The sequence below is a fragment of the Bacillus sp. FSL E2-8868 genome (assembly GCF_038005505.1).
Classification (GTDB): domain Bacteria; phylum Bacillota; class Bacilli; order Bacillales; family Bacillaceae_G; genus Bacillus_A; species Bacillus_A mycoides.
In genome coordinates, this window is record NZ_JBBOTI010000001.1 from 357,176 (window position 1) to 375,177 (window position 18,002).

The window sequence follows — 18,002 nt, forward strand, 5'->3', positions numbered from 1 at the left end:
CAGGGAAGTACTATACTTCCTTATAAGGAAGCAAGAAGGGATGAAAAGTTTGGACAATCAACATAATCAAAATCATATTATGGGAACTTTGCAATGGTTTATTTTTTTATTAGCAAACTCAATCGCGCTACCAATTGTCGTTGGCGGATTATTTCATCTTACGACGGAAGAAGTATTTTATTTAATGCAGCGTACGTTTTTCGTAGTTGGTATATCTTCTTTTTTACAAGGATGGCTTGGACATAAGCTTCCGATTGCGGATGGACCAGCTGGATCTTGGGTTGGTGTATTTACCGTGCTTGCTTATGCAACTGTAGGGCAGGATCAATTACATAGTACGTTGCAAATTTTAGAATTAGGAATGATGGTTGCGGGAGTTGTTTTAATAGGGCTAGGAGTAACGGGAGTTATCGGGCGTATTTTATTTTTATTTACGCCGCTCGTGACAGGGACGTTCTTACTTTTATTATGTTTACAATTAAGTGGTGTATTTTTAAAAGGAATGCTAGGAATTACAGCTACTGTTTCTCAAATTGATGGATTTACAGCATTAATTGCTTTTGGCATATTTTTATTCGTAGTCATACTCTCCAACTTCGGAAAAGGGTTTGTTAAAAGTTATGCGGTTTTAATAGGGCTAATTAGTGGCTGGATTATTTTTCTCATTACAGGAAAAGTGACGATCCCATCTCAAGTAACTCATTTTGTGCAACTTCCACATATATTCGCGTGGGGAATTCCAAAATGGAATACAGGTATGGCTGTATCAAGTTTCGTTATGGTATGTATTTTAGTTTCAAATACAGTGGCAGCTATTATAGCAATTAATCAAGCTACGATTCATAAAGCGACTATTGAACAAAAACAGTTGAGAAATGGTACGTGGGTCGGAGGGATTTCGCATATGATTTCCTCTTTGTTTTCAACTGTAGGTGTCGTTCCATTACCAGCAACGGCAGGTTTCATACGTTTAACAAATCAAAAGTACATGCGTTCATTCTTATTTGCATGTGTACTATTAGTCGGTATGTCGCTGTTTCCAAGTATTATCCGCTACTTAGCCTCTCTGCCATCCGCGGTCGCATCTGCGGTTTTAATGGCTTCGTTCGTACAGTTAATTGGAATTGGATTTAATAATATAAAACAAGTGGAGCTCAGCGAAAGGAATGTAACGATTTTAGGAGTTGCTATATTATTTGGAAGTGGTGTTATGTTTTTACCGTCTGGAGCACTCCAATCCTTGCCGTCTGTGATGCAATATATATTCGGAAATGGTTTGTTCGTAGGTACAGTTGTCAGCATATTACTAGAACAAATATGGCGTACTGAAAAGTAAGTGGATAAAAAGAGTGTACGCACTGTATAAAAGTCTAAAATAACATAAGAAATAAAGCCCATTTTCATTCACCACCTGCACATTTCGTTCATACAATATCTTGACTAAATAAACACCCAACTTACACATATACAGCTCTGGCTTAAGCAAGGAGGGTTATACCAGTTGAAGGAAAAAGCGTATCAATCTAAACCGTTACTCACAAAGAGAGAAAGAGAAGTATTTGAATTACTGGTTCAAGATAAAACGACGAAGGAAATTGCAGGTGAACTGTTTATAAGTGAAAAAACAGTACGTAATCACATCTCAAACGCAATGCAAAAGCTAGGGGTTAAAGGACGTTCACAAGCAGTTGTTGAGCTTCTTCGTATGGGAGAGCTAGAACTATAAGAAAGCAGCCGACTTTTATACAAAAGGTCGGCTATTTTTCTGTTTGTTTCATGCTCCATGTGAATGATAAGAATGTTTCCTATATAAATAGGTAAGGCTATAAAGAACGCGATAAATAAATTATAGAAATAAAACTCCCGCTATTAATAAAGGTAGCGGGAGTTTTATTTTGAATGAGCATTTTATATAGAAGAAACCGACTTTCATATAGAAGGTCGGTTATTTTTCTGTCTTGCAAATTATGAAAAAAAGGAGCAAAATAAAAAATGTCCTGATCTATATAGGTACAAATGAAAATTTTTATACAGGGGCACTTTAAGTTAGCGAACTTAAAGTGTGTAAAATATACTGATAAACATAAAAGATGATGAATGAGAAAACGGGTGATTAAGTTGAATAGAGCGATCGGTGTTATTGATTCAGGAGTGGGCGGTTTAACAGTAGCGAAGGAATTAATTCGTCAGTTGCCGAAAGAGCGTATTATATATTTAGGGGATACAGCACGTTGCCCTTATGGTCCGCGTTCTCGTGAAGAAGTGCGTCAATTTACGTGGGAAATGACGGAGCATTTATTAGATTTAAATATCAAAATGTTAGTTATTGCGTGTAATACAGCAACTGCGGTTGTATTAGAAGAAATGCAGAAACAATTACCAATTCCAGTAGTTGGAGTTATTCATCCAGGATCACGTACAGCTTTAAAAGTGACAAATACGTATCATGTTGGGATTATTGGAACGATTGGAACAGTAAAAAGTGGCGCCTATGAAGAGGCGCTAAAGTCTATTAATAACCGTGTTATGGTAGAAAGTTTAGCGTGCCCACCTTTCGTTGAGCTTGTAGAGAGTGGGAATTTCGAAAGTGAAATGGCGTATGAAGTTGTAAGAGAAACATTGCAACCGTTGAAAAGTACTGACATTGATACGCTTATTCTAGGATGTACACATTATCCGATTTTAGGTCCTGTTATTAAAAAGGTAATGGGGGATCAAGTACAATTAATTAGTTCGGGTGATGAAACAGCGCGTGAGGTAAGCACGATTTTATACCATAGTAAGATGCTAAATGAGGGAGAAGAACAAAGTGATCATCTCTTCTTAACGACTGGTAAAATAGGCCTGTTTAAAGAAATTGCATCAAAGTGGTTCGGTCAGCCGATTGAAAATGTGAAGCATATCAATTTAGAAACAGAATAATAGTAGATTCATATAAGAGAACTCCTGAGAAATCAGGGGTTTTTTCTGTATAAGTAGCCATAGCTTGTTCTAAAACATGAAACAGCTCGTATACATAATAGTACAAACTTAGATTTTAGGGGGGAATGGCATGCCTAAATCCACTTTTAAATGGGTTGTTGGTGCTACTGTGAGTGCGATTTTATTATCAGGGTGTGGCTTGTTAAATCAAGAGAAAGCGACAGAACAAATTGATCCGCCAAAAAAAGTTACGTATACAGAAGGTGAAAAGAAAGAAACTGCTAAAAAAGATAAACAAGAGCAAACAGTAAATAGAGAGTTATACCTCGTTGATAAAAATGGATATGTCGTACCGCAAACTATTGCAATGCCTACTCCGAAAGCGAATGAAGTTGTACAGCAAACGTTAGAGTATCTTGTGAAAGATGGACCAGTCACAAATTTATTGCCAAATGGATTTCGAGCAGTCCTTCCAGCGAATACGACGATGACCTTGAATTTGAAAAAAGGCGGGACAGCAGTAATTGATTTCTCTAAAGAGATGAAAAATTATTCAAAAGAAGAAGAACGTCAAATTGTTGAATCAGTAGCGTGGACTTTGACTCAATTTACAGAAATAAAACAAGTGCAGTTCCAAATAAATGGTGAAAAGTTAGCGAAGATGCCTGTTGCGGGTACACCGCTTGGTGAAGGTGTAAGTCGTGCGAATGGAATTAACTTTGATGATGAACAAGTAGCAGATGTGACGCATACAAAACCGGTTACACTTTACTTTATGGCGCAAAATAATAATAAGCAGCAATATTACGTACCGGTAACAAGGCGCGTTGCAGAAGGAAAAGAAAATGATTACTCGGCAATTGTGGATGAGCTTGTAAAAGGTCCGATTCAAGGATCGCTACTAAATGATTTTAATCCAGGAGCTAAGCTTATTACGAATCCAAAAGTGGAGAACGGAAATATTACATTAAACTTTAATGAAAATATATTTGTGAACCCAGACAAAAACATGATTTCAAATTATGTGTTGAAATCGTTAGTCTTATCTTTAACGGAAAAACAAGGTGTGAAAAATGTTTCTATTGAAGTGAATGGGAAAGCAAATCTTATGGATGAGAAAGGTGAAAAGTTAATAAAACCTGTTGATCGTCCACAAAACGTGAATACAGGTAGTTTTTAATCGCGAATAATTTGATATACTTATGTAAGAAAGGGGAATTGCTTTTTGAGTTCCCCTTCTTTTATTGTTATACATATCGTACATTTAAATTTGGCTATACTAATGAGAGTATTTATGAGGGGGTTATTTTTATGCGAGTAGATGGTAGAGGAAAAGCAGAGCTACGCCATATACATATTCATACAAATTATTTAAAACATCCAGAGGGATCAGTACTAATTGAAGTTGGGGATACAAAGGTAATTTGTTCAGCGACAATTGAAGAGCGTGTACCGCCGTTTATGCGCGGAGAAGGAAAAGGCTGGGTAACAGCAGAATACTCAATGATTCCACGTGCGACAGAGCAACGTACAATCAGGGAGTCAAGTAAAGGGAAAGTAACAGGGCGTACAATGGAAATCCAGCGTTTAATTGGACGAGCATTACGTGCGGTTGTTGATTTAGAAGCGCTTGGCGAAAGAACGGTTTGGATTGACTGTGATGTAATTCAAGCGGATGGCGGAACGAGAACAGCTTCTATTACAGGTGCTTATGTAGCGATGGTATTAGCTTTTGAAAAATTATTGCAAGCAGAAAAAGTATCTAAAATTCCGGTGAAAGATTATTTAGCGGCAACGTCAGTAGGTGTTGTTGAAGAACAAGGTGTTGTTTTAGATTTAAATTATGCTGAAGATTCTAAAGCAGACGTTGATATGAACGTTATTATGACTGGAAAAGGTCAGTTTGTTGAAGTGCAAGGAACTGGAGAAGAAGCGACGTTTAGCAGAGCTGAATTAAATGAATTACTTGATGCTGCTGAACAAGGGATTTTCCAACTTGTTGAAAAGCAAAAAGAAGCGTTAGGTGACATCGTATCTCATATAGAGTAGAGGTGGAAAATATGAAGCAAGTTGTTGTAGCGACGAAAAATCTTGGGAAAGTACGTGAGTTTGCTGAGTTATTTGAGAGATTTGACTTAGAAGTGAAATCTTTACACGATTTTCCTCATATTGAAGAAGTCGAAGAAACTGGTGAAACATTTGAAGAAAACGCAATTTTGAAAGCGGACAGTCTTAGTAGACAGTTGAATTCCATCGTAATTGCGGATGACTCAGGTCTTATTGTAGATGCCTTAAACGGGAAACCAGGTGTATATTCAGCTCGTTTTGCTGGAGAGCCGAAAGATGACCAAGCGAATATCGATAAAGTGTTGCAAGAGTTAACTGACATCGATTTAGAAAAACGTACAGCTCGTTTTTACTGTGCACTAGCGGTTGCTTTCCCTGAGGCAGATAAAGAGCCGGTTATTGTAAACGGAACGTGTGAAGGGAAAATCTTAGAACAGCGCCGCGGGGAAAATGGTTTTGGATACGATCCGATTTTTTATGTAGAAGAATATAAAAAGGCAATGGCGGAGCTAAGCTCAGATGAGAAAAATGCCATTAGCCACCGCGGACGCGCTCTTCGTAAATTAGAAGAGAAAATCCCGGAATGGTTTTTAGAAGAATAAGGGAGAGAGATTGATGAAAGCTTTAATCGTAAGCGATAGTCATAGCTCTGTGAAGGAATTACAGCAGTTAAAAGAGAAATATGAAGGGAAAGTAGATGTCATGATTCATTGTGGTGATTCAGAGCTAACGCCTGCTCACGAAGAGCTACAAGGTTTCCAAGTTGTAAAAGGGAATTGTGATTATGCTAACTTTCAAGATGAAATTGTAACTGATGTAGATGGAATTCGTTTCTTAGTTGTACACGGTCATCGTCATGATGTGAAAATGACGTTACAAACGTTAGCGTATCATGCAGAAGAAGTAGGAGCACAAGTAGCGTGCTTTGGACATTCTCATGTATTAGGGGCAGAATTACTTGATGGGATTTTATTTATTAATCCAGGAAGTATTTTGCTCCCGCGCTCTCGTGTGGAAAAGACATTCGCTTTATTAGAAATGGATGAAAATCATATAGAAGTTCGTTTTGAAACATTAGATGGACAGCTGGTGGAACAAGCAATTTTTAAAAGAGGATAAGAAAAATTATCCTCTTTTAAAAAAGTGTTGACTTTATAAGTAGTTATGAATATAATAAATATTGTCGATAGGGCAACGGCGCTAACGAAGAAAAATAAAATAACATATGCGGGTGTAGTTTAGTGGTAAAACAAGAGCCTTCCAAGCTCTGGTCGAGAGTTCGATTCTCTTCACCCGCTCCATGTCCCAGTAGCTCAGCCGGATAGAGCATACGCCTTCTAAGCGTACGGTCGGGAGTTCGAATCTCTCCTGGGACGCTAAAAAAACCTTGTTATCTTTTGATAACAAGGTTTTTTGTTTGTTTTAAATTAGTTATTAATAAATTTTTCAAAGACAAAACCGTAATCTTTCACGTTATATTGCTTTTTCGTATCAACGAGCCAGTTAAAGGCGATCTCGTTCATCTCTTTAAACTGTTCTGCTAAATTTACTTGTGCATTTGAAATACGGCTGAAAGCGTTAGATGCCATATCTAAACTTTTATGTGCATACTGCAATGTAATGTCGTTGTCGTATGAAATTTCTTCGATTTTAAGAAGAGCCTTATATAAATCTTTTAATTCTTCAATATGTTTTTTATGAACATCAATTGAGTAATGCTCATCTCCCATTTGAAATTTAATTTCTACATCTAAATCAATCGTTCCTGCAGTTTCAAGTGCTACGTTTTTAATTTGATATTTACTATAGCTAAAGCGGCGTAATGTACGTTTTTTGCTTGTGGCACTTGTACCATCTAGGTGAATTAATCCTTTGTTTGTAAAGCAATATTCATCCGATTTTGATTTAATAAGAAAGTAAATTTTCTCCCCATCTTCATGCATTACGTAATCATCAGCATCAACCTTATCATAATCTTTTGGTGTAATGACAGAACCTACATCGCTTAATCCTAAAACATCAGCAGCCATTTTTTTGAACATATATAATCCCCCTTGTAAATTAAATTCTTAATTGTACAAAAATATATTAACATGATTTTAAACTTATTTTTGAAATCTTACAACTCTGTAAGGTAAGTGTAAGGAAGTTCGATGGTAACAAATTACTAATCTTATATAATGAAGATAACAACGATAAATGAGGAGGAAGAGATGATGAAAGGATTAATCGTAACGGGTTTAACAGTAGCTTTTGGGTTTGTGGCGTATGAAAAGTTAACATATGTAATTGATGTTGTAAAACATTTAGTAGCGTAGAAAAAACTGCCATGAGAGGGAAAGGGAATGAGTGAATGAATGGAATGGTTATTTGGAATTATAGGTACTTGTAGTGTAGTTTTATTGTTCTTTGTCCCGAGTGGTATACTTAGTTCGACAACGAGTTTGTTCTTTTTAAGTTTGTTTGCTTGTACGATGCTTATTATTATGTTTTTAATGAAGCGAAGTAAACCAATCTTCTATTTTAGCATGATTGTTATGGCAATTATTGTTCTCCAAATTATTACCCTTGTTATATACCCCACAATTATAAAAGCTTTCCATTAATGATGAACCCTCTGCCGTCTGTTGCTGAGGGTTTTTGTTTGTGAAAAATGAATTTTATTTAGAAGTTTGTTGTTTTTTCGTTATGAAAATAGAATATTCCTATATTTCAAATAAATAATTTTAGAATGTTGTGTTCTCATTACGCATTTGATATATTTACTTTGAAGATCATTAAAATCTAGAAAAAGAGGCGGACGTATGGATAAAAAAGAAAATACGGTCGTATTGTTTCCGCAACTATCAGAACGCTATATTGATAAAGGTTTTTTAGCGTTGAAAGAGCGGGAATTCGAAGATGCATTGCGCTGCTTTGAAATATTACGTCAGTATAATGCAGAAACGGAACAAACAGAATTAGCTTCCGTTATTTGTTTGCTAGAATTAAAACGTATGGAAGAAGCGAAAGAAAAATGTGAGCAGTTGCTTGAAACAGGAGCTGTATTATTTGGTGATATTCTTGAAACGTATGTAACTATTTTAGTTCAAACAAATGATTATGAAGGTGTCATTGAAACTGTTGAGGAAGTTTTGCAAACGAAAGATATAATTCCTGAGCAAAAGGAAAAATTGGCGCAGCTTGCTTTGTTTGCGCAAGGGATGCTGAATGAAGAAGATACACCGCTAGTGGATTCGAATTTTGAATTAGAAGAATTTACCGATGGGCTTTTTGGAGAAAACTTTGGTCAAAAGCTAAGAGTGATCCAGAAACTTTCGTTAAAAGACCTGGATCTCGCACTTCCTACTTTAAAGAAATTTTTAATAGACGAAGATCAGCACCCTTATTTAAAAACTTCTATTTTGTATAAAATGGTAGAAAATCAAATAGAAGAAGAGATAGAAGTAGAGAAGTTTGGAAATACGATAAAGGTGATTCCAGCATTTACAGGTCATAATGAGGAGCAATCCGATAAAATTATACATAAATTCTCAAACCGATTAGAGCAAAATTATCCAGATATATTTAGTACGATGGTTACATACTGGAAAGAATTACAAATTAGCGTTTTTCCGTTCCCTCTATTAATGGATAAAGTAGAAATTTGGGCTGCTGTCTTAGAGAGAATTGGAAGAAAGCGTTTCGGATTGGCTATTGATGAAGAAGAACTTATGACAGCATACAATATTGAGTTTGAGGAATTTCATATTGCCTATCAATGGTTACTGCGCATTGAAAGAGAAGGGTATTTGCCCGTATAATTATGAAAAAGAATCGTTCAGTTATTGAAACGAGCACATTCTATGTTATAATGTAAGGGTTGCAAAAGGCAGAAATCTGCCTGTTTGTAAGAGAAGAGGAGTATAATTCTCTTACTTAATATGTTTCATATTAGTCTCGAACAAAATATACCGTAGTTGTCTTTTAGACAATTAGTAGATTGGAACATTGTATCTGAAAGCTTTTTGCTAGAGGGTTATTTGTACATTTGTTATTTCAAGAAAGAGATAATAAAAATTTTGATCTATAGAGGTATGTGCATACATTATTATAGTTGGAGGGAAAGAATAAATGTCTACAAAATGGGAAAAATTAGAAGGTAACGTTGGCGTTTTAACAATCGAAGTTGATGCTAAAGAAGTAAATAACTCTATCGACGCTGCATTCAAAAAAGTAGTAAAAACAATTAATGTACCAGGTTTCCGTAAAGGAAAAATGCCTCGTCCATTATTCGAACAACGCTTTGGTATTGAATCTTTATACCAAGATGCTTTAGATATCATCTTACCAAAAGCATACGGTGAAGCAATCGATGAAGCTGGTATCTTCCCAGTTGCTCATCCTGAGATTGACATCGAGAAATTCGAAAAAGGCCAAAACTTAATTTTCACTGCAAAAGTTACTGTAAAACCTGAAGTTAAATTAGGTGATTACAAAGGTTTAGCAGTAGAAAAAGTTGAAACAACTGTAACTGACGAGGATGTAGAGAACGAAGTAAAAGCTTTACAAGAGCGTCAAGCTGAACTAGTTGTTAAAGAAGAAGGAACTGCTGCAGATGGTGATACAGCTGTAATCGACTTCGAAGGTTTCGTTGATGGCGAAGCATTTGAAGGCGGAAAAGGCGAAAACTATTCTCTTGCAATCGGTTCTGGTACTTTCATCCCAGGTTTCGAAGAGCAAGTAATTGGTCTTAAATCTGGTGATTCTAAAGAAGTTGAAGTATCATTCCCAGAAGAGTACCATGCTGCTGAATTAGCTGGTAAACCAGCAACATTCAAAGTAACAATTCACGAAATCAAAACAAAAGAACTTCCTGAGTTAAACGACGAGTTCGCTAAAGATGCTGACGAAGAAGTTGCAACTCTTGATGAATTAAAAACAAAACTTCGTACAAACTTAGAAGAAGGCAAAAAGCACGAAGCTGAGCACAAAGTACGTGACGAAGTAGTAGAATTAGCTGCTGCTAACGCTGAAATCGACATTCCAGAAGCTATGATCGACACTGAGTTAGATCGTATGGTTCGTGAATTCGAGCAACGTTTAAGCCAACAAGGTATGAACCTTGAGCTTTACTACCAATTCACAGGTACTGACGCTGACAAATTAAAAGAGCAAATGAAAGAGGACGCACAAAAACGTGTAAGAATCAATCTTGTTCTTGAAGCTATCATTGAAGCTGAAAACATCGAAGTTACTGAAGAAGAAGTAACTGCAGAAGTTGAAAAAATGGCTGAAATGTACGGTATGCCAGTAGACGCTATCAAGCAAGCTCTTGGAAGCGTAGACGCTTTATCTGAAGATCTTAAAGTGCGTAAAGCTGTAGACTTCTTAGTAGACAACGCTGCATAATAAAATAACAAGGCGCGATTTTAATCGTGCCTTGTTTTATAAATATAGAAATATATTTATAAAACTTTTCGATGAAGAAGGAAAAGTGCCTTTGTAAGTCGAATATACATATTTCAAAAGTTTTAAAATTTTTTTATTTGTACATAACTAGTCATATTATTTGTATTTCTCGCTACGTAGTGACATAATATGTATTTACATACGATACATTTATCGTGTACATACGAAGGCAAGAGGTTAGCACTTTGTAAGGGGTGTGAAAATATGTTTAAATTTAATGATGAAAAAGGTCAATTAAAATGTTCTTTCTGTGGTAAAACACAAACGCAAGTTCGAAAGTTAGTTGCAGGTCCAGGTGTTTACATTTGTGACGAGTGTATCGAGCTTTGTACTGAAATTGTACAAGAGGAGCTTGCGAAGGACGAAGAAGTAGAATTCAAAGATGTACCGAAACCGGTAGAAATTCGTGAAATCTTAGATGAGTATGTCATCGGACAAGATAACGCGAAAAAAGCACTAGCGGTAGCGGTATATAACCATTACAAACGCATTAATTCTAACAGCAAAATTGATGATGTAGAATTAGCGAAGAGTAATATTTCACTTATTGGGCCAACTGGTAGTGGTAAAACATTATTGGCACAAACATTAGCGCGTATTTTAAATGTTCCATTTGCAATCGCGGACGCAACATCTTTAACAGAAGCTGGATACGTTGGGGAAGATGTAGAAAACATCTTACTAAAACTAATTCAAGCGGCTGATTACGATGTAGAAAAAGCGGAAAAAGGAATTATTTATATTGATGAGATTGATAAAGTGGCACGTAAGTCCGAAAATCCATCAATTACACGTGATGTATCTGGTGAAGGTGTACAGCAGGCACTTCTGAAAATTTTAGAAGGTACTGTAGCGAGCGTTCCACCTCAAGGTGGTCGTAAGCACCCGCATCAAGAGTTTATTCAAATTGATACAACGAACATCCTATTCATTTGTGGTGGAGCGTTTGATGGCATCGAGCCTATTATTAAACGTCGCCTTGGTGAGAAAGTAATTGGATTTGGTGCTGAGAAGAAAAATGCTGATGTAAATGAGAAGCATGTTTTATCTCACGTTTTACCAGAGGATCTTTTAAGATTCGGTTTAATTCCGGAGTTTATCGGTCGTCTTCCAGTTATTGCGAACCTAGAGCCGCTTGATGAAGATGCTCTTGTAGATATTTTAACTAAACCGAAAAATGCACTTGTTAAGCAATTCCAAAAATTATTGGAGCTTGACGATGTTGAGTTAGAGTTTGAAGAAGGTGCACTAGTTGAGATTGCGAAAAAAGCAATTGAACGTAAAACAGGTGCTCGTGGACTTCGTTCTATTATTGAAGGCTTGATGCTTGATGTAATGTTCGAACTTCCATCTCGCAAAGATATCGAGAAGTGTATTCTTACGAAAGAAACAGTAGCTGATAATGAACCGCCGAAATTGGTGTTACAAGACGGTACTGTACTTGATACAAAAACATCTGCATAATGCGAAGAAGAAACAGCAATTTTTATAATTGCTGTTTTTCTTTATGTTTAGCACTATTCCTCCCAGGAAATACTAAAAGGTAAAACATAGCGGGAGGAAATGAATTATGAGCTGGACAAATATATTTTTACTTGTTCAACTTGTTTTTGGCGTAATTGTCGGATTGTATTTTTGGCATTTACTTCGAAATCAGCGAACACAAAAAGTTTCAATTGATCGAGAATCGAAAAAAGAATTAGAGCAGCTTCGTAAAATGCGTGAGGTTTCTTTAACAGAGCCGCTTGCGGAAAAGGTACGTCCTACATCCTTTATAGACATTGTAGGGCAAGAAGACGGGATTAAGTCGTTAAAAGCGGCTCTTTGTGGTCCTAATCCGCAACATGTGATCATATACGGTCCGCCAGGTGTCGGAAAGACAGCGGCAGCACGCCTTGTATTAGAAGAAGCGAAACGAAATCCGAAATCTCCATTTCGTACAAATGCAACATTTATCGAACTTGATGCGACAACAGCTAGGTTTGATGAGCGTGGTATTGCGGATCCATTAATTGGTTCAGTGCATGATCCTATTTATCAAGGAGCAGGTGCAATGGGACAAGCGGGTATCCCGCAACCGAAAAAAGGGGCTGTAACAGATGCGCATGGTGGTATTTTGTTCATTGATGAGATTGGTGAATTACATCCAATTCAAATGAATAAAATGCTAAAAGTGTTAGAAGATCGGAAAGTGTTTTTGGAAAGTGCGTATTATAGTGAAGAAAATTCGATGATTCCAACGTATATACATGATATTTTTCAAAAAGGTTTACCTGCAGATTTTCGTTTAGTTGGTGCAACGACACGTTCACCAGAGGAAATTCCTCCTGCAATTAGGTCGCGTTGTTTAGAAGTGTTCTTCCGTGAGTTAGATACAGAAGAAATTCAAAAAGTAGCGAAAAATGCAGCTGACAAAGTGGAGATGCAAGTAGGTGAGAACGGTATCGAAATGATTGGAATGTATGCAAGAAATGGGCGAGAAGCAATTAATCTCGTGCAAATTTCTGCTGGTATGGCGATAAATGAAGAACGACCTTTCATTAAAGATGAAGATATTGAGTGGGTTGTTCATTCTAGTCAGCTTACACCAAAGTACGAAAAACGTATTTATCCAATTCCGAGAATCGGTCTTGTGAACGGGCTTGCTGTATATGGGCCGAATACAGGTGCGTTATTAGAAATTGAGGTAACAGCTATTCCTGCGAAAGATAAAGGATCAGTAAATGTCACTGGAATTGTAGAAGAGGAAAGTATTGGAAATCAAACGAAATCAATCCGCCGTAAAAGTATGGCGAAAGGTTCTGTTGATAATGTGTTAACAGTACTTCGTTCTCTAGATGTGTTGCCAGAAGGGTATGATATACATATTAATTTTCCTGGTGGTATCCCGATTGATGGTCCTTCAGCAGGTATTGCTATGGCAACAGGTGTATATTCAGCAGTGCATCGTACGTATGTGAATAATGAAGTAGCGATGACAGGTGAGATAAGTATCCACGGAGAAGTGAAGCCTATTGGTGGTGTGTACGCAAAAATAAAAGCTGCGAAAAAAGCGGGAGCTAAGAAAGTCATCATTCCGGCTGAAAACATGCAACCATTTTTGTATACAATAAAGGGAATTGAGATCATTCCTGTTCGCAAATTAAAAGAAGTATTTGAATTAACATTTATGCAGGAAAATGTGCATCGTGAGCTTGATGCACATAATGATTTGGGCGAAACAGATGCACAATCAATGTGAGAATATACAATAATAAAAATTTGCCAGACTTCGTTTAAGTTTGTATGCTTAAGCGGAGTCTTTTTTCTTTTCGTGAGGCACAAAAAAACAGGGGATTAACAATTGCGAAGAATCTCTGCAATTGCATCTAGATGTATTGTAATATAAAATAGTTGAACAGGAGTTTAATTTATTATGGAGGTGCTATGTCTAGTATGAATACGAATGAAAGAATTGTGCCCCTCCTACCATTAAGAGGCATTCTCGTATATCCAACGATGGTTCTGCATCTTGATGTAGGACGTGATAAATCGATACAAGCACTAGAGCAGGCGGCAATGGATGAAAATATCATCTTTTTAGCAATGCAAAAAGAAATGAATATCGACGATCCGAAAGAAGATGACATATATAGTGTAGGTACAGTGGCGAAAGTGAAGCAAATGTTAAAATTGCCGAACGGTACGCTTCGTGTCCTTGTAGAAGGTTTACATAGAGCAGAAGTAGTAGAGTTTATCGAAGAAGAAAATATAGTGCAAGTTTCTATTAAAACGGTAACGGAAGAAGTAGAAGATGATTTAGAAGAGAAGGCTCTTATGCGTACGTTACTGGAGCATTTCGAACAATATATTAAAGTTTCGAAAAAAGTTTCAAATGAAACATTTGCAACGGTAGCTGATGTAGAAGAACCGGGAAGACTAGCTGATTTAATTGCTTCTCACTTACCGATTAAAACGAAGCAGAAACAAGAGATTTTAGAGATTGTATCTGTGAAAGAGCGACTACATACACTTATTTCAATTATTCAAGATGAACAAGAGTTACTTAGCCTAGAAAAAAAAATTGGACAAAAAGTGAAACGTTCAATGGAGCGCACGCAAAAAGAATATTTCTTACGTGAGCAAATGAAGGCGATTCAAACTGAACTTGGTGATAAAGAAGGCAAGGGCGGGGAAGTTGAAGAACTTCGTGAGAAAATTGAACAGTCGGGAATGCCTGAAGAAACAATGAAGGCTGCACTGAAAGAATTAGATCGTTATGAAAAATTACCTGTAAGTTCTGCTGAGAGTGGTGTCATTCATAATTATATTGATTGGTTATTAGCTCTCCCTTGGACAACAGCAACAGAGGATATGATTGACCTCATTCATTCGGAAGAAATTTTAAATAAAGATCATTACGGTCTTGAAAAAGTGAAAGAGCGAGTACTTGAATATTTAGCTGTACAGAAGTTAACGAATTCATTAAAAGGGCCAATTCTTTGTCTAGTAGGACCTCCTGGGGTTGGGAAAACTTCGTTAGCACGTTCTATTGCAACATCGTTAAACCGTAATTTTGTACGTGTTTCTCTTGGTGGTGTGCGTGATGAATCTGAAATTCGTGGTCACCGTCGTACGTATGTAGGAGCGATGCCAGGACGTATTATTCAAGGTATGAAAAAGGCGAAAACAGTTAATCCAGTCTTCTTATTAGATGAGATTGATAAAATGTCTAACGATTTCAGGGGAGACCCATCAGCAGCGTTACTTGAAGTGTTAGATCCAGAACAAAACCATAACTTCAGTGATCATTACATTGAAGAGCCATATGATTTATCGAAAGTTATGTTCGTTGCAACTGCTAATACACTTGCAAGTGTTCCGGGTCCATTGCTTGACCGTATGGAAATCATTTCAATTGCTGGTTATACAGAACTTGAAAAGGTGCACATTGCTCGTGAGCATTTATTGCCGAAACAATTAAAAGAGCACGGTTTGCGAAAAGGTAATTTGCAAGTACGTGATGAAGCGCTTCTTGAAATTATTCGTTATTATACACGCGAGGCTGGTGTTCGTACGTTAGAGCGTCAAATTGCAAAAGTTTGCCGTAAAGCAGCAAAAATTATCGTTACAGCAGAACGCAAGCGCATTGTTGTAACAGAGAAAAATATTGTTGATTTACTTGGTAAGCATATATTCCGTTATGGTCAAGCTGAAAAAACAGACCAAGTTGGTATGGCAACAGGTTTAGCTTACACAGCAGCGGGCGGCGATACACTTGCAATTGAAGTGTCTGTAGCGCCAGGAAAAGGGAAATTAATTTTAACAGGGAAACTTGGGGATGTTATGAAAGAATCCGCACAAGCCGCGTTTAGCTATATTCGTTCTCGTGCAGAAGAACTTCATATTGATCAGGATTTCCATGAGAAAAACGATATTCATATTCATGTTCCAGAAGGAGCAGTTCCAAAAGATGGACCGTCAGCAGGTATTACGATGGCAACGGCACTTATTTCTGCACTAACAGGTATTCCTGTAAGTAAAGAAGTTGGTATGACAGGTGAAATTACACTTCGTGGTCGTGTTTTACCGATTGGTGGCTTGAAAGAAAAAACATTAAGTGCTCACCGCGCGGGATTAACAAAAATTATTTTACCGGCGGAAAATGAGAAAGATTTAGATGATATTCCAGAGAGCGTAAAAGAAAACCTTACGTTTGTGCTTGCATCTCATTTAGACGAAGTATTGGAGCACGCATTAGTAGGAGTGAAACAATGAAAGTAACAAAAGCAGATATTGTAATTAGTGCCGTTAAACCGGAACAATATCCAGACAGTGATTTACCAGAAATTGCCTTAGCAGGTCGTTCTAATGTCGGGAAGTCTTCCTTTATTAATAAAATTTTAAATCGTAAAAAGTTAGTACGTATTTCTTCTAAACCAGGAAAAACGCAAACGCTGAACTTTTTCTTAATCAATGAAATGATGCATTTTGTTGACGTTCCAGGTTATGGATATGCGAAAGTATCTAAAACAGAGCGCGCGGCATGGGGCAGAATGATTGAAACTTACTTTACAACACGTACGCAATTAGACGCAGCTGTATTAGTAGTTGATTTACGTCACCAACCAACAAAAGATGACATTATGATGTATGATTTCTTAAAGCATTATGAAATCCCAACAATTATTATTGCAACGAAAGCCGATAAAATTCCGAAAGGGAAATGGCAAAAGCATTTAAAAGTTGTAAAAGAAACGCTTGCTGTTGAAATTGGCGATGAAATCGTTCTATTCTCTTCTGAAACAGGACTTGGAAAAGAAGAAGCATGGAAAGCAATTCATAAAATGACAAAAACAAAAAACGCGTGACGAATGTCGCGCGTTTTTTTTTATTTACTAAACTTTTAGCGTACGTTTAATGTAACTTCAATATTTCCTCTTGTTGCTTTAGAGTAAGGACATACACCGTGAGCGGCTTCTACAAGTTCTTGTGCTTCGGCATGAGAAACACCAGCAACATGTACGTCAAGTACAGCAGATAGTCCGAAACCACCATCTGTATCTTTACCGATAGAAACGTGTGCAGTCACTTCTGTACTTTCCACCTTCATACGTTTTGTACGAATTACAAGTTGTAATGCACTATCAAAGCAAGCTGCATAACCAGCTGCAAATAATTGTTCTGGATTTGTTGCTTCTCCGCCTGCGCCACCTAGTGCTTTTGGCATTTTTACATCAAGATTTAATATGCCATCATCTGAAACTACCTTACCGTTTCTTCCACCTGTTGCTGTTACTGAAGCAGTATATAATTTATCCATGTTTATTCCCCTTTTCTGTCATTAATTTTTTTCATTGTTTCAATTAATGTGTTTAATTGGATTAATAAAGAATGATATTCTTGCTCTGTAATTCCTAAATTTGTAGCCATCGTTGTTGGTAATGAACAAGCTATTTCTTTTAAATCTTTACCTTGTTTTGTTAATTCAATACAAACTTTTCGCTCGTCTTCTTTTGAACGAACACGTTGTACAAGTTTTAATGATTCCATACGTTTTAACATAGGTGTTAAAGTACCAGAATCTAAAAATAGACGTTCTCCAATTTCTTTTACTGTTAGTCCGTCTTGTTCCCAGAGTACGAGTAAAGTAATGTACTGGGGATACGTAATGCCCATTTCTTCTAAATAGGGGCGGTAAAAACGGGTAACCTCTCTAGAACAAGCGTAAATAGAAAAACAAAGTTGGTTATCTAGATGCAAAGGATTTTCTTTCATAGGCAACTCCTTGTATTTTTAAATTGTGCGCAATTTAATTTTGTAAAACCAATATAACGAAAAAGAAATACAATGTCAAATGCATTGCATCGAGAAAGTGAGTACTATATTTTGGAACAATCATACATATTTTCCTTCATGATGAAAGAAGATAGAAAAGATGATGTTATAATTAATATGGAATAGTTTCCATCACTTGATTATGAGGACTTTTTTTGGTAACGTACAAATAGAGTTATTATTTTATAATTATTATAAAGTAGGAAGTTCTTTATTAATCTTACTGAAGCTCCTTTATTACATAT

Annotated in this window: 17 protein-coding genes and 2 tRNA genes; 16 read left to right on the forward strand and 3 right to left on the reverse strand. The window is 36.7% G+C overall.

Going from position 1 to position 18,002, the window contains the following annotated elements:
* Window positions 1-40 precede the first annotated feature (40 nt).
* The 9 genes from NSS74_RS01965 to NSS74_RS02005 all read left to right on the forward strand — a co-directional run bounded on the left by NSS74_RS01965 (window position 41) and on the right by NSS74_RS02005 (window position 6,365).
* Window positions 41-1,336: a purine/pyrimidine permease gene (locus NSS74_RS01965; protein ID WP_002143280.1), complete on the forward strand. Its 1,296-nt coding sequence runs from the start codon at window positions 41-43 to the stop codon at window positions 1,334-1,336.
* Between the two features lie 165 nt (window positions 1,337-1,501).
* Window positions 1,502-1,726 (forward strand): spore germination transcription factor GerE, encoded by a 225-nt coding sequence (gene gerE / locus NSS74_RS01970; RefSeq protein WP_000659484.1) that lies wholly within the window; start codon window positions 1,502-1,504, stop codon window positions 1,724-1,726.
* 383 nt (window positions 1,727-2,109) lie between these two features.
* The gene (gene racE, locus NSS74_RS01975) at window positions 2,110-2,922 is read left to right on the forward strand and encodes a glutamate racemase (RefSeq protein ID WP_002015338.1); all 813 of its coding nucleotides are present in this window, start codon (window positions 2,110-2,112) and stop codon (window positions 2,920-2,922) included.
* A gap of 130 nt (window positions 2,923-3,052) precedes the next feature.
* Window positions 3,053-4,102, forward strand: coding sequence for a GerMN domain-containing protein (locus tag NSS74_RS01980; RefSeq protein ID WP_002143278.1), 1,050 nt, complete (start codon window positions 3,053-3,055; stop codon window positions 4,100-4,102).
* A gap of 131 nt (window positions 4,103-4,233) precedes the next feature.
* On the forward strand, window positions 4,234-4,971 hold the full coding sequence (rph, locus tag NSS74_RS01985) for a ribonuclease PH (protein WP_002015340.1): 738 nt from the start codon (window positions 4,234-4,236) through the stop codon (window positions 4,969-4,971).
* Window positions 4,972-4,982: 11 nt separating this feature from the next.
* Window positions 4,983-5,591, forward strand: coding sequence for an XTP/dITP diphosphatase (locus NSS74_RS01990; RefSeq protein WP_002143277.1), 609 nt, complete (start codon window positions 4,983-4,985; stop codon window positions 5,589-5,591).
* A gap of 13 nt (window positions 5,592-5,604) precedes the next feature.
* Window positions 5,605-6,108 carry a metallophosphoesterase gene (locus NSS74_RS01995; protein WP_002129278.1) on the forward strand — a complete coding sequence of 168 codons (504 nt, stop codon included), beginning with the start codon at window positions 5,605-5,607 and terminating at the stop codon, window positions 6,106-6,108.
* Window positions 6,109-6,216: 108 nt separating this feature from the next.
* A tRNA-Gly gene (locus NSS74_RS02000) sits at window positions 6,217-6,290 on the forward strand.
* Window position 6,291: 1 nt separating this feature from the next.
* A tRNA-Arg gene (locus NSS74_RS02005) sits at window positions 6,292-6,365 on the forward strand.
* A 51-nt stretch (window positions 6,366-6,416) separates the two neighbouring features.
* Here NSS74_RS02005 and NSS74_RS02010 read toward each other — a convergent pair.
* The gene (locus NSS74_RS02010; RefSeq protein WP_000473869.1) at window positions 6,417-7,031 is read right to left on the reverse strand and encodes a PH domain-containing protein; all 615 of its coding nucleotides are present in this window, start codon (window positions 7,029-7,031) and stop codon (window positions 6,417-6,419) included.
* Window positions 7,032-7,346: 315 nt separating this feature from the next.
* On the opposite strand from NSS74_RS02010, the gene NSS74_RS02015 reads away from it, so the two are divergent.
* From NSS74_RS02015 to yihA, 7 genes are all read left to right on the forward strand, one after another.
* The gene (locus tag NSS74_RS02015; RefSeq protein ID WP_001983650.1) at window positions 7,347-7,595 is read left to right on the forward strand and encodes a hypothetical protein; all 249 of its coding nucleotides are present in this window, start codon (window positions 7,347-7,349) and stop codon (window positions 7,593-7,595) included.
* A gap of 198 nt (window positions 7,596-7,793) precedes the next feature.
* Window positions 7,794-8,792: a hypothetical protein gene (locus NSS74_RS02020; RefSeq protein WP_063218781.1), complete on the forward strand. Its 999-nt coding sequence runs from the start codon at window positions 7,794-7,796 to the stop codon at window positions 8,790-8,792.
* 310 nt (window positions 8,793-9,102) lie between these two features.
* Window positions 9,103-10,380, forward strand: a complete 1,278-nt coding sequence (gene tig / locus NSS74_RS02025) for a trigger factor (RefSeq protein ID WP_002034203.1) — start codon at window positions 9,103-9,105, stop codon at window positions 10,378-10,380.
* 264 nt (window positions 10,381-10,644) lie between these two features.
* Window positions 10,645-11,904 carry an ATP-dependent protease ATP-binding subunit ClpX gene (gene clpX, locus NSS74_RS02030; protein WP_000472285.1) on the forward strand — a complete coding sequence of 420 codons (1,260 nt, stop codon included), beginning with the start codon at window positions 10,645-10,647 and terminating at the stop codon, window positions 11,902-11,904.
* A gap of 106 nt (window positions 11,905-12,010) precedes the next feature.
* Window positions 12,011-13,681: an ATP-dependent protease LonB gene (gene lonB / locus NSS74_RS02035; RefSeq protein WP_002015346.1), complete on the forward strand. Its 1,671-nt coding sequence runs from the start codon at window positions 12,011-12,013 to the stop codon at window positions 13,679-13,681.
* Window positions 13,682-13,866: 185 nt separating this feature from the next.
* The gene (gene lon / locus NSS74_RS02040; protein ID WP_340813158.1) at window positions 13,867-16,197 is read left to right on the forward strand and encodes an endopeptidase La; all 2,331 of its coding nucleotides are present in this window, start codon (window positions 13,867-13,869) and stop codon (window positions 16,195-16,197) included.
* Window positions 16,194-16,790, forward strand: a complete 597-nt coding sequence (yihA, locus tag NSS74_RS02045) for a ribosome biogenesis GTP-binding protein YihA/YsxC (RefSeq protein ID WP_002088829.1) — start codon at window positions 16,194-16,196, stop codon at window positions 16,788-16,790. Before lon ends, yihA begins: the two co-directional genes overlap by 4 nt.
* Before the next feature lie 35 nt (window positions 16,791-16,825).
* Here the strand turns inward: yihA and NSS74_RS02050 are convergent, their stop codons facing one another.
* Together NSS74_RS02050 and NSS74_RS02055 are read right to left on the reverse strand one after the other, a co-directional pair.
* Window positions 16,826-17,242 carry an organic hydroperoxide resistance protein gene (locus tag NSS74_RS02050; RefSeq protein ID WP_002015349.1) on the reverse strand — a complete coding sequence of 139 codons (417 nt, stop codon included), beginning with the start codon at window positions 17,240-17,242 and terminating at the stop codon, window positions 16,826-16,828.
* 2 nt (window positions 17,243-17,244) lie between these two features.
* Window positions 17,245-17,697, reverse strand: coding sequence for a MarR family winged helix-turn-helix transcriptional regulator (locus NSS74_RS02055; RefSeq protein WP_002034199.1), 453 nt, complete (start codon window positions 17,695-17,697; stop codon window positions 17,245-17,247).
* Window positions 17,698-18,002 lie beyond the last annotated feature (305 nt).

Excerpts from the sequence above, each read along its gene's own strand:
- NSS74_RS01965 (WP_002143280.1), top strand. The coding sequence starts at position 41 with ATGAAAAGTTTGGACAATCAACATAATCAAAATCATATTATGGGAACT.
- NSS74_RS01980 (WP_002143278.1), top strand. The coding sequence starts at position 3,053 with ATGCCTAAATCCACTTTTAAATGGGTTGTTGGTGCTACTGTGAGTGCG.
- rph (WP_002015340.1), top strand. The coding sequence starts at position 4,234 with ATGCGAGTAGATGGTAGAGGAAAAGCAGAGCTACGCCATATACATATT.
- NSS74_RS01990 (WP_002143277.1), top strand. The coding sequence starts at position 4,983 with ATGAAGCAAGTTGTTGTAGCGACGAAAAATCTTGGGAAAGTACGTGAG.
- NSS74_RS01995 (WP_002129278.1), top strand. The coding sequence starts at position 5,605 with ATGAAAGCTTTAATCGTAAGCGATAGTCATAGCTCTGTGAAGGAATTA.
- NSS74_RS02010 (WP_000473869.1), bottom strand. The coding sequence starts at position 7,031 with ATGTTCAAAAAAATGGCTGCTGATGTTTTAGGATTAAGCGATGTAGGT.
- NSS74_RS02015 (WP_001983650.1), top strand. The coding sequence starts at position 7,347 with ATGGAATGGTTATTTGGAATTATAGGTACTTGTAGTGTAGTTTTATTG.
- NSS74_RS02020 (WP_063218781.1), top strand. The coding sequence starts at position 7,794 with ATGGATAAAAAAGAAAATACGGTCGTATTGTTTCCGCAACTATCAGAA.
- tig (WP_002034203.1), top strand. The coding sequence starts at position 9,103 with ATGTCTACAAAATGGGAAAAATTAGAAGGTAACGTTGGCGTTTTAACA.
- clpX (WP_000472285.1), top strand. The coding sequence starts at position 10,645 with ATGTTTAAATTTAATGATGAAAAAGGTCAATTAAAATGTTCTTTCTGT.
- lonB (WP_002015346.1), top strand. The coding sequence starts at position 12,011 with ATGAGCTGGACAAATATATTTTTACTTGTTCAACTTGTTTTTGGCGTA.
- lon (WP_340813158.1), top strand. The coding sequence starts at position 13,867 with ATGTCTAGTATGAATACGAATGAAAGAATTGTGCCCCTCCTACCATTA.
- yihA (WP_002088829.1), top strand. The coding sequence starts at position 16,194 with ATGAAAGTAACAAAAGCAGATATTGTAATTAGTGCCGTTAAACCGGAA.
- NSS74_RS02050 (WP_002015349.1), bottom strand. The coding sequence starts at position 17,242 with ATGGATAAATTATATACTGCTTCAGTAACAGCAACAGGTGGAAGAAAC.
- NSS74_RS02055 (WP_002034199.1), bottom strand. The coding sequence starts at position 17,697 with ATGAAAGAAAATCCTTTGCATCTAGATAACCAACTTTGTTTTTCTATT.